Below are 11,915 nucleotides of genomic sequence, written 5' to 3'. Positions count from 1 at the left end.
GCCCAAGGTAATTCACCTTGGGCTTTTTCATTTTTATGCAGCGAAAAACGAATTACAGAATTTCTGCTACTTCTTCAAAAGACAAACGTGGGCCGCGTGGGTAGTTACCGCTAGCGTCACCATAGCCTAGGTTCAGTAGGAAGTTCACTTTGTATTTGCCATCAGCAAAGAACGCTTCGTTGACTTTGGCTGGGTCAAAACCACTCATCGCGCCAGAGTCTAAGCCAAGCAGGCGAGCTGCAATAATCAGGTAAGCACCTTGCAAGCTGCTGTTACGGAAAGCGGTTGCATCTGCTAAAGCGGCATTCGCTTCAAACATTGGTTTGGCATCGTAAGCGGGGAATTGGGTTGGTAGGTGATCAAAAAAGCGGTTGTCTTGTGCAATGATCACGGTGACTGGGGCGGCTAGCGTTTTGTCTAAGTTACCTGGAGACAATGCGGGTGCCAATTTCTGTTTTGCTTCTGCGCTAGTTAGAAATACCAAGCGTGCTGGTTGGCTATTCATTGACGTTGGTGCCCATTTGAATAGGTCGTACAACTCACGTAGTGTGGCTTCGCTAACTGGCTGATCGGTAAATTTATTGAAGGTACGGGCTTCGGTAAACGCTTGTTTTAAAACTTCAGTAGAAACAGCTGACATGTTGTGTTGTCCTTGTGCGGCAATAGTGGGTGTAATGACACCCGGCAGAGTATCTAATTAACATGTTAAAGATATCGTATTTAGCAGAATTGCATATTCAAATTTTTTGATTAGACCGTTCGAAAGATTGAATCACTAATTGCCTAGTTGAATACCGCTAGCCAGCCATGGGGCGCTGTTTTGTAAAATCGGTAAATAGCGATTTTTTAGAATATTGACGGTATCGCTCGCGAGCTGCTCGGGCAGGCTACCCAACTCTTTGGCTTGGGCGACGAGGGTAAGTTCGCGGTAGAAGTTACCTTCTTTAATAGGCAAACATTCGACTTCACCACTTAATAAACCGGCTTGTAATAAGCAAAGCGGGGTGGTGATTGCCCAACCCACACCGGCTTTGACCATCGATAGAATCGCGAAAGAATTATCTAGCTGTAAGCGATGTGGTGGGTTGATTCCCCATGCTTGTAATTGCTGTTCGATGTTGCGCCCTATGACGGTACCTTGGCTATATCGAATAAAGTCTAGACTAGTGGATAACTGTTGCAAGGTGTGTGGTGGGGCGCTGTTGGTGCCTTTGGGTAGTACCAACACGAAGGGCTCTCGGATGAGTTGCCTTCTGTAAAGCTCTGGGTGGTTTGCAATGGCATCGTCTGAAATGATGATGTCCACTTTACGCGATAGCAGCGCATCGGCATGAGAATGCGATTGTCCGGTGGTGAGCGACCAATGGGCGGTGCGTTGCTTGACGACCTCTAGGAGTTCTCTGCCCACACTGGTGGCGAGAGAATCGACCAAGGCAATGCGTACGTGCTTTAACGGGGTTTGTTCTTTGCGGCGAAACTCTAGGCTAACTTGTCTGGCACGGTTTAATAATTGGGCGCTTTGTTCGTAAAACTGCCGTCCAAGTGGCGTGAGTAGCGGCGGACGGTGCGAACGATCCATTAGTTGAATACGCAGGTTTTGTTCTAGGTTGGCTAAGCCTTGTGAGACAGAGGATTGCGTTAAACCGAGTTTTTGTGCGGCGGCAGTCATGCCACCACATTCGACAATACTGATAAAAATTTCCAATAACTTCAGGTCAAAACCAATCTCTGACATGGGATTTCCAGCGTAAATAGGAAGGATAGGCCGGCTGAGCATAGCACCAGTTTGCCTATCCTTCGAGCGTACTTCATCAAATTGTGTATTGCAGAAGGTTGCCGTTGAAGCAAGCTTTGCTTTGTTTGTGTGAGTTGCCTATTTAGGCGGGTGGGCGTTTGGCGAATTGGTAAGTTAGTTCATGTAGATCTGCCGTATTAGGGCCACTTGCTGCCACCACGAGAATCTCGGATGCCATCTCGCCAAAGTCTGCCCGGAAGTGGACCGAACTTTTGAGCACCAATAAGGGTTGTGCAGCAGGTTCTACGCCTAGATGGCGGAACATGGCTTGGTCTGCCGCTTGTTGTTTGCGGCTAGAGACAATGACGGTTACGCCTTCGTATTGCAGTGCGACCATGGGGCCTAGATCCATCTTACACCCTTCATAAAATGGGCCGGTGCCGATGAATTGCCCATTGCCTAATTGGGTGATGGTCCAAGGGCGTTGGGTCGCTGGGTCGTTGCAGAGGGCGGTAGATAGTGTGTCGCCAACGGTGTGTTGATGAGCAAGCAGGGCGGTGTTTGGATCACACAATAAGCCCACGCAGCCGCTGACGGATTGGTTAAGTAGTTCGGCAATCAGGTCGGTGCTATTACTGTCAGCGCCGCCACCGGGGTTATCTTGTGTATCGGCCAAGATAAGTGGTTTGTTCGTCTCTGCGGGCCTAGTTTTGGCATAAGCTACCGCATCGGCTGCACCCCATAGTTTGCCAGCAAAGGCAGAGCGTGCTTGGCTGACGGCGGTCACCAATGCTTCGGCGATGGATGCGCCCATTTCTGCTGATTGGCTATAAACCAAAATGGAGGGTGCGCAATCGGGCACATCGGCCAATGGAAAGCCCGGTGCAAAACGCACTAATGGCACCGAATTAGATTCATATTGGTCGGCTTGTTCGATGAGCGATTTTACCGGGTCGGACAAGGTACATTGCCATGGCATCGGGATGAGGAAAGGCAATTGTCGGAACGTTTTGTGCCAACGTTCTCCATAAAGAAGGCGTGGCAATAAGGCCGCGGCGCGGTGACCTGCATCACTCATATCTACATGCGGGTAGGTTCGGTACACGATCAAGGCATCGGTGTATTCCACCATTGCAGGCGTAATGTTGGCGTGAAAATCTAAGGTGGCAATGATGGGACAATCTTTCCCGACTTGCTGGCGAATGCGGCGCAAGAGTTCGCCTTCGCCATCTTGTAGATGTTCGGTGGCCATTGCGCCATGCAAATCTAAAAAGAGGGCGTCTATTTGCCCTGCTTCTGAGAGGCTATGTTGCAACATCCACGTAATGGATTCGAAAGCATCTTCCGTTACCGGACCGCTAGGGTTGGCTGAAGCCCAGACCAATGGCACTAGCGTATGCGTGCTGTCTGCTAGCGCATCGACAAAGCCGGTGACGGGAATGTTGACGCCACGAATGGCCTCGAACATTTTTTCACCCCATTGTAGCCCCGGCCAAGCATCGGCCTCGGCAAAGGTCACAAACTTTGCGCGGCTATTTGCAAAGGTATTGGTCTCATGTAAAAAACCGGCGATACCGATTCTTGCCATTTAGCGTCTCCTGCTGGTGCAGTCGTGAATGCATTTCAATTCTGACAGAGGCGAGTGTCACCACTCACCTCTGTGCGTTTACTACAGTAGACCGACCACTGCACGGCGGAAAATGTCACTATATTGTTCCGCGGTAAAGTTGATCGGGTTGGTGCCGTGAGAAGGGTCTGCTACCGCCATTTCTCCCACTTTTACAGCTTCTTCATCGGTAATCCCGATAGAAGACAGCGCATGTGGAATGCCGACTTCTTCACGAAGCGCCAATACCCAATTCAGGAAGGCCTCGAACGATGGATTCGGCAGGTTGAGGTAACGAGCCAAAGCGGTAATGCGCTCTTCAATCACCGACTGGTTGGCTTTGAGTACATACGGCATCAAGATGGCATTTAGCATGCCATGGTGTGCGTCGTATAACGCGCCAAGTGGATGGGCAAGGGCGTGCATGGCGCCGAGACCACGCTGGAAGGCGGTGGCGCCCATGGTACTAGCGACTAACATCTGCATGCGGGCTTCTAGGTCTGCACCATTTTTCACTGCTTTGGGCAGGTAATCTTTGACCAAGCGGATGCCTTCTAATGCCACACCGGTCGCCATTGGGTGGTAAAACGGCGAACAGTAGGCTTCTAAGTTATGGCTTAATGCGTCCATCCCGGTTGCGGCGGTGAGTTTGGCAGGCAAACCAACGGTGACTTCTGGGTCTAGAATCACGACGGCTGGCACCATGCGTGCATGGAAAATCAGACGTTTGATATGTGCGACTTCATCGGTAATCACGGAGACTCGGCCAACTTCAGAGCCAGTGCCTGCGGTGGTAGGAACCGCGACGACTGGTGCCATCGCTTCTACGTTGACGCGCAGATAGTTATCGCCCACGTCTTCGTAATCCCATAGGTCGCCAGTTTGGCCAACCATTAACGCCACGGCTTTGGCCGCATCGAGACCTGAACCACCACCAAAGGCGATCACACCATCATGTTTACCGGCTTTAAATGCGGCGACGCCATCCATCACGTTTTGGCCAGTAGGGTTACCTTTGATTTGGCTAAACACCGCACAGGCTAACCCCGCCGCTTGGCAGCTAGCCACGGCATCGGTCACCACTGGCAGGTTAGCTAAGCCTGGGTCGGTAATCAGCAGCGGGTTGGTCATCCCTAATGATTTGCAATGATCTGGCAGTTCTTTAATGCGGCCAGCACCGGCTTTAATAGCGGTTGGGTAGTTCCAATTCGCTCGGTAGGCGTTCATATCGCTCATGTGGTTCTCCGCAGAATTACAGTTTTTTTAGATGGAAAGATTTTGGACGGGTCAGGTGCTCGTACCCTACAGATGACAATGTCGCGCCGCGACCGGTGTTTTTCACTCCAGTCCATGCTAGTGCCGGGTCTAGGTAATCGCAGCGGTTCATAAAGACCGTACCGGTTTCTAATTGGTCGCCAATGGCGAGTGCTGCGGTTTCATCTTTCGTGAAGATAGAGGCGGTGAGGCCGTATGGACTATCGTTCATTAGTTGAACCGCTTCGGCATCGTCTTTCACCGGCATAATGCCAACCACAGGGCCAAAGCATTCTTCATTCATAATTGCCATGCTGTGATTCACGTTGACCAAAATCTGCGGCGCAACAAACGCACTGCCTGGCTGATCAGCCGGGAAGTCTGCCGCATTAATCAGGGTTTTTGCCCCTTTGGTAATCGCGTCTGTCACGACTGCACGGATACTATCCGCTGCAGAAGTACGCACCACTGGTCCCAGCGTGGTTTCTGGGTCCATTGGGTCGCCCAATTTGTATTGGTTGGTTAGGCGAACGGCTTTTTCGATGAACTGATCGAATAACGAAGCATGTACGTAAATGCGCTGGATACCGCAGCAGCTTTGGCCAGAATTAAAGAACGCCCCATCAATTAGCGTATCAACCGCCTGATCAACATCCGCGTCGGCACGTACATAGCCAGGGTCATTACCCCCTAGTTCTAGCCCAACCGGGATAAACCGGCCTGCGGCGGCTTGTTCTACCGCTTCGCCCCCTTTAACCGAACCGGTAAAGCAGACGGCATTCACCATCGGCGATTGGATTAAGCCTTGTGTACCTTCATGATCAGTATGAATGAACTGGAACAACCCTTCTGGTAAACCAATATTGCTAAAGGCTTCGACCATGCGCTCTGCTGCTAATGGGGTTTGTGCCGAGTGTTTCAAAATCACCGCATTGCCTGCCATTAGCGCGGGGACAACCGCATTTACTGCTGTCAGCAGCGGATAGTTCCAAGGCGCAACGACGAGCACGACGCCGACTGGCTCACGGCGGATAAAGCGGTTGAAGCCTTCGATCGCGGCGGGGACAACATCATGCAAGGCTTCATTTGCGATAGAAATCATGTGGCGCGCACGCGCTTCAAAACCACCCACCTCACCAGGTGTATAGCGAATCGGGCGTCCCATTTGGCGCGTTAACTCTAAGGCGATCTGCTCTTTATTCGCCACAAAGTTGTCTACGCCCTTGCTTAAGATGGCTGCGCGATCGGCAATGCTCGCGGTTTTCCATGTTTTTTGGGCAGACACAGCAGCAGTCAGTGCCGCCTCAATCGCGGCGGGCGTGTGATAAACACGGCTGACCACCACGCTACCATCGACTGGGCTTCGGGTGAGTAGTTCTGATGACATAAGATCCTCGTCAGTAGTCGGTTAAATCAAATCGTTAACTAAATAATTTCAAAATAGCGTTTGAGTTCCCAATCCGTTACATGACGGCGGAACTCACGCTCTTCCCATTCGCGGGTGGCGGCAAAGTGTTCTACAAAGGCATCGCCAAATAAAATGCGCGCGGCTTCGCTGCCTTTAAATCGTTGTGCGGCTTCCCATAGGGTGTTTGGTAGCTTGAGATGCGCAGGGAAACTTTGGGTATACGCGTTGCCAACCACCATTTCATCGGGTTCTAATTCTTGCTCGATTCCCATTAGCCCTGAGCCTAATGCAGCGGCGAGTGCAACGTACGGGTTGGCATCAGCAGAGCCAATACGCACTTCCATGCGCTGTGATTTAGATGATCCCGGAATCAAACGTAGTGCGGTGGTACGGTTTTCTAGCCCCCAAGTTGCATCTAACGGTGCCCAGTAGCCCGGCACTAAGCGCGAGTAACTATTCACCGTTTGCGCGTACATCGACATAAATTCTGGCAAATACTTTTGTACACCCGCCATAAAGTGGCGCTGGGTTTTACTCATATTGTGCTTTTGGCTTGGGTCATAAAATGCCGATTGCCCTGTTGCTTTGTCTTTTAGCGATAAATGGATATGACCACTTTGGCCTGGGTAATCGTGTGACCATTTCGCCATAAAGGTCGCCATCAGGTTATTGCGTTGGGCCAGTACTTTGGTAAAGGTTTTAAACAAAAAGGCTTTGTCTGCCGCTGCTTCGGCGCTATCTACCCCGATCGCCGCTTCTAGTACGCCAGGACCTGTTTCGGTATGTAAGCCTTCAATGCCCATGTCCATTTGTTCGCATAGGCCAAGTAATTGGTGGTAAAAATCGTTTTCAACCGTGCTACGCAGTACCGAATAACCAAAATAACCGGGTGTCCAAGGCGTGAGGTTGTGATAATTTTTTTCTCGTACAGATTCTGGTGATTCTTTAAACATAAAGAATTCGTATTCCAGCGCTGCACTTGCGGCAAAGCCTAGGTTATCTGCACGTTTCAGGACGCGATGTAACAAGTTGCGTGGACAGATGGCAGCTGCATCTTCGATAAATTCACACAAGAAAAACAGCATGTCTTGCCCGTTTACTTTCTCAAACGGTAAATCGCGGCAAGTGGCGGGCAAAATTCGCACCCACGCATCTGGGTAGGCTGTGTGCCAGCCGGTGTATTGCACGTTATCGTATAGCTGGTCATTCAAATCCCAACCTAACACGACGTTACAAAAGCCAAAACCACTGGTGAGTGCCGAAATAAATTTGTCTTTCGACAAGTATTTACCGCGCATGATGCCATCAATATCAGACATGCCGACTTTCACGTGGCTAAGTCCTCTGGCTTCTACGAGTGCAATGGCGTCTTCTACGGTTTTTACATCACGAGCTTGCATGGGTGTTCTCTCTCTCCGATAACACTGCATTACGTTGCTAGGTGTATACCGCTATCGATTTTCCCGATAACAGGTATCCGAATTTCGTTCTGGTTAAATCAAACCGATGGTTACTACACTTGCTAAAAATCAGAATTCGCGAACTATCGTAACAACTCTCAAAACATCTGCAATCAATATCGTTATGACTAATGAATCAGCATTAGTACAACTGATGATTGTTGAGGGTTGTCATTTTTTTACGCAAACTGCATCAAAAATCGCTTGTACTATCAGGGAGATAGGCAGACATGCAAGCAGTAGATCAACCGGGCAATCATCCTATATATCGCTATGACGCTATCGTGATTGGTGGCGGCGTGGTGGGATGCGCCATGCTAAGGGCATTGGCGGGGGCGGGTATTTCTGCTGCGTTATTAGAAAAAGGCGCAGATATTTTATCTGGTGCCTCAAAAGCCAATAGTGCGATTTTGCATACTGGGTTTGATGCCCCAGCCAATAGCCTAGAGCTAGCCTGCATGCAGTCGGGTTACCAAGAATATCTGTCTATTCACCAAGCACTGAATCTGCCCGTTTTAAAAACCGGCGCGCTACTGGTGGCTTGGACGCCAGAAGAATTAGCCAAGCTACCTACCTTATTAGCCAAAGCGCATCAAAATGGGGTGCGTGATGTTGTAGAAATCGACCGGGACACCTTGCTGCGTGAGGAGCCCGCGCTTTCATCTGCTGCGCTGGGGGCGCTGAAAGTCCCCGGGGAATATCTGATCGACCCTTGGTCTTCTCCATTAGCCTATGTGCTTCAAGCCATTCATGCCGGTGCTAAGGTGCATCGTGATACCGAGGTAATCAGCGGTGTGCGCATCGCCGAAGGCTGGCAACTTCATACTAGCCAAGGGCTTTTTCAAACCAAACTGGTGATTAATTGCGCGGGCAATCAGGGGGATATTGTTGAAGCGATTTGCCGACCTAGCCCGTTTCACATCACCCCGCGTAAGGGGCAGTTTGTGGTGTTTGATAAAACCGCTGCCTCATTAGCCAAGCATATTCTTTTGCCGGTCCCGAATGATCGTACCAAGGGCATTGTGATTACCCGTACCGTCTTTGGTAATTTACTGGTTGGCCCAACGGCAGAAGACCAAACCAACCGTACCCATGCTGAACTAACCACTGACGCGCTTCAGCAGTTGGCTACGGCAGGCGAACGCATGCTACCTGCGTTGGCTGATGAACCGATTACCGCTACTTATGCTGGCTTGCGACCAGCTAGCCAGTTTAAGGATTACCAAATCGAAGCATTGCCTAGTGAGCAATGGATTTCTGTTGCGGGGATTCGCTCAACCGGGCTCTCTGCTGCATTAGGGATTGCTAAGCATGTGCTGGGCTTAGTTGAACAACACTTTTTCACTGTCAAACCAACCCACTTTCCCGTGTGGCCACAGATGCCCATGTTAAGTGACTATCACCCACGAGATTATCAAACCCCAGAGAGTGGGAAGATACTTTGCCATTGCGAGCTAGTCACCCAACGGGAAGTAGAAAATGCACTGAGTGGGGTATTCCCAGCTGGCGATTTAGGGGGGCTAAAACGCCGGACGCGTGCTTGTATGGGGCGTTGCCAGGGCTTCTACTGTCAAGCCAATCTGGTTGAGCTTGCTCAAAAAACAGGGTTGCCAATGGGACAGGAGGCGCACGTATGAGCCAGCGCCCCATCGTGATTGTTGGCGGAGGCCCAGCCGGATTAACGGCTGCATATACCTTATGGCAATACGGTGTCACCAATCTACTGGTACTGGAACGTGAGTCTTCCGCAGGTGGGTTGCCTCGTCACTGTGGGCATAGTGGTTTTGGCGTATTCGATTTTCATTGGCCGATGAAAGGCCCTGCGTATGCAAACGCGCTACGCCATCGCATCCCGGCTGAAATCCTGAAGTGCGATACAACGGTCCTCGCGTTAAAAGCAAATGGTGAATTGCTGATTCGTGATGCGAGTGGCGTGCAGACCTTGCATGCCGAGCGCGTCTTACTCACTACAGGCATTCGGGAAACCACTCGCGCAGCTAGTTTAGTTGGGGGCATGCGGCCATTTGGCGTCATGAATACCGGCGCGTTACAGCGTTGGGTGTACGAAAAGCAGCAATTGCCGATGCGTCACCCCATTGTAGTGGGTTCTGAATGGGTTAGCTTTTCTAGTTTACTGACGCTGAAACACATGGGTGTTAAACCGCAGATGCTGATTGAAGCAGGGGAAGAAGTGCTTGCGCCTGGTCCTGCCGCCTTAATTAGCGATACGGTGTTTGGCGTACCTGTGCATACCGACACACAATTGGTTGCGATTCATGGCCTAGATAAAGTAGATGGCGTTACTTTGCGGTCAAACCACACTACTTGGGAACAAGCCTGTGACGGCGTGATTCTGAGCGGAAAGTTTGTGCCAGAAACCGGCATTATTCGTAGCAGCCACCTAATGGTAGACCCACGAACCAAAGGCCCCGCGATTGATAGCGAATTGCGCTGTAGTGACCCAAGCTATTTTGCCGCGGGTAATGTGTTACGACCGGTCGAGCATAGTGGTGTTGCCGCTGCAGAAGGTAGAGCCGCGGCTTTCGCGATCTTACGAGACTTAAACAACGCACTGCCGCCAACAGAACTCAGTACCCAACTTCAGTTAGACCCCGCGCTCCCACTGCAATACCTCTACCCGCAACGGCTCCATTTTGCTAAACCAGATCACGCGGCATTATTAATGCGAGCAAGAGTCAGCCAACCGGTTAGCGATTTGCGTTTACGCTGGTTTGCAGATGGTGTGCCGCTCGGGAGAGAAATGATTTCCGCCAAACCCACCAGACGTGTGCAGCTAAGCTGGCCAAAAGGGGATTGGCAAGGTGCAACACAGCTCACCTTACGGGCGGAAGATCAATGAGAAAAATCCTCGCTATCGATCAAGGTACTACTTTAACCAAAGCCTATTTATTAGACGAAGCCGGTGGGTTTACCGAAGTAGGGCGGCTGCCGCACCAAACCATGCACCCACAAGCGGGCTGGGTAGAGCAAGACGCGGAAGCGCTATTACACAATATACAAACCTTAATTCGAATGGCCGGCAAGTTTGATGCGCTCGCGTTAGCGCACCAAGGCGAAACGGTGGTGGCTTCTGATGCAGAGACCGGTTTGCCCTTGTACCCAGCCATTGTTTGGCAAGATCAACGCACCCAAGCATGGCTAGAAGAAGAGCGGTTGAAAGGGTTAGAACAAGAAACCCTCTCCAGAGCCGGTTTGCCATTAGATGCCTACTTCTCTGCATCTAAACTACGTTGGTTGTTTCATGAAGTACCGGCGGTAAAAGCAGCTTATCAAGCAAACCGATTACGGCTATCGACCAGTGATGCTTTCTTTGTCAGCCGATTAACTGGGCATTACTCAACCGATACCAGTTCGGCCTCACGTACTAGTCTGGCCAACCTGCACACAGCCAATTGGGATGATCATCTCTGTGATCGCTTTGGTGTTCCAACTGCAACATTGCCGACGATTCGCCCAACGGTGGCGGATTTTGGTCGGCTTTCTATTGGCTCAGAATCGGATGGCGCACCACTTGTGGCAGTGGTGGTAGACCAGCAAGCCGCGTTGTTTGGGCATCAATGTCAGCAAGCGGGGGACATGAAAATCACCTTTGGCACAGGTGCTTTTGCCTTGGCATTGACGGGTGAAAAGCCTCATCTCCATGCGGGTGATGGGCTGCTGCCTACGCTTGCTTGGACATTACCGAGCAGGGCGGGTGGGGTCGTAAACACCACGTATGCGGTCGATGGTGGCATGTATACCGCAGGGGCGGCCATCGAGTGGTTAAAAGGCTTAGGTTTATTTTCAGACTACGCCGAGTTATCGACCTACCAAGGTCCAAGCGCGCTAGCGCGCGGCTTAGTGTTTGTGCCGGCATTGGCCGGGCTTGCCTGCCCATACTGGGATCGCCACGCAGCAGGGCAATGGATGGGCATGCGGCAAGACACCACGAAAGCAGATCTGTGCCGTGCGGTAGTAGAAGGGATTGCCTTACGTGCGGCAGAAATTGTCGATACCTTGTCGGCTATTCAGCCACATCTAGGGCAATTGTCGATCGATGGCGGTATTACCAAGAATCCGTACTTCTGCCAGTTTTTTACCGACTTACTTCAACGGCCTGTCACGGTCTTTTCGCATGCAGATATCACTAGTTTGGGGACTGCGCGCTTAGGCAGTCTTGCATTGGATTCAGCCGCATTTCAACCTGCTGAACTACTTCAGCAGGTCTATCAACCGGGGGCGCCTACATTGGCTGCTTTGCGTCCTCGATTTCATCAAGCCCTGAACATGTGTCGGGGATGGTTTTCATCGTGAGCCAATTGGCCCGTTCGAATGAGGAAAGGAGGACGGTTTTACTGCTTCATGCCCAATGGTAAGGCGCTACTAGGATAGCGGCTTTGCCGGGTAGAGATAACCAGTGCGTAGGTACTGGCGTCGTGTCTAGCTGTAAAC

9 protein-coding genes are annotated in these 11,915 nt (G+C 51.0%); 3 read left to right on the top strand and 6 right to left on the bottom strand.

Features of this window, described 5'->3' with window-relative positions; all coding sequences use genetic code 11:
- Positions 1-52: 52 nt before the first annotated feature.
- The 6 genes from LIN78_RS04890 to LIN78_RS04865 all read right to left on the bottom strand — a co-directional run bounded on the left by LIN78_RS04890 (position 53) and on the right by LIN78_RS04865 (position 7,403).
- Complete coding sequence (locus LIN78_RS04890) at positions 53-640, bottom strand: malonic semialdehyde reductase (RefSeq protein WP_227179067.1); 588 nt, start codon at positions 638-640, stop codon at positions 53-55.
- 135 nt (positions 641-775) lie between these two features.
- Complete coding sequence (locus tag LIN78_RS04885) at positions 776-1,735, bottom strand: LysR family transcriptional regulator (protein ID WP_227179065.1); 960 nt, start codon at positions 1,733-1,735, stop codon at positions 776-778.
- Positions 1,736-1,877: 142 nt separating this feature from the next.
- Positions 1,878-3,323, bottom strand: coding sequence for a M81 family metallopeptidase (locus LIN78_RS04880; protein ID WP_227179063.1), 1,446 nt, complete (start codon positions 3,321-3,323; stop codon positions 1,878-1,880).
- An 81-nt stretch (positions 3,324-3,404) separates the two neighbouring features.
- Positions 3,405-4,577: an iron-containing alcohol dehydrogenase gene (locus LIN78_RS04875; RefSeq protein ID WP_227179061.1), complete on the bottom strand. Its 1,173-nt coding sequence runs from the start codon at positions 4,575-4,577 to the stop codon at positions 3,405-3,407.
- Between the two features lie 16 nt (positions 4,578-4,593).
- On the bottom strand, positions 4,594-5,982 hold the full coding sequence (locus tag LIN78_RS04870; RefSeq protein ID WP_227179059.1) for an aldehyde dehydrogenase family protein: 1,389 nt from the start codon (positions 5,980-5,982) through the stop codon (positions 4,594-4,596).
- Positions 5,983-6,020: 38 nt separating this feature from the next.
- Positions 6,021-7,403 (bottom strand): glutamine synthetase family protein, encoded by a 1,383-nt coding sequence (locus LIN78_RS04865; RefSeq protein WP_227179057.1) that lies wholly within the window; start codon positions 7,401-7,403, stop codon positions 6,021-6,023.
- Positions 7,404-7,693: 290 nt separating this feature from the next.
- Between LIN78_RS04865 and LIN78_RS04860 the strand changes: the two genes are divergently transcribed.
- The 3 genes from LIN78_RS04860 to LIN78_RS04850 are packed head-to-tail and all read left to right on the top strand — an operon-like array spanning position 7,694 to position 11,777.
- Positions 7,694-9,100 carry an NAD(P)/FAD-dependent oxidoreductase gene (locus tag LIN78_RS04860; RefSeq protein WP_227179055.1) on the top strand — a complete coding sequence of 469 codons (1,407 nt, stop codon included), beginning with the start codon at positions 7,694-7,696 and terminating at the stop codon, positions 9,098-9,100.
- Positions 9,097-10,323 (top strand): NAD(P)/FAD-dependent oxidoreductase, encoded by a 1,227-nt coding sequence (locus tag LIN78_RS04855; RefSeq protein WP_227179053.1) that lies wholly within the window; start codon positions 9,097-9,099, stop codon positions 10,321-10,323. Before LIN78_RS04860 ends, LIN78_RS04855 begins: the two co-directional genes overlap by 4 nt.
- Positions 10,320-11,777 (top strand): FGGY family carbohydrate kinase, encoded by a 1,458-nt coding sequence (locus LIN78_RS04850; protein ID WP_227179051.1) that lies wholly within the window; start codon positions 10,320-10,322, stop codon positions 11,775-11,777. The genes LIN78_RS04855 and LIN78_RS04850 overlap by 4 nt, the downstream gene beginning before the upstream one ends.
- The last annotated feature ends 138 nt before the right edge of the window (positions 11,778-11,915 follow it).

Origin of the sequence: Leeia speluncae, assembly GCF_020564625.1 — a bacterium.
GTDB classification, from domain to species: Bacteria; Pseudomonadota; Gammaproteobacteria; order Burkholderiales; family Leeiaceae; genus Leeia; species Leeia speluncae.
Note: the sequence above shows the minus strand (reverse complement) of the source record. Positions and strands in the feature narration are given on the sequence as shown.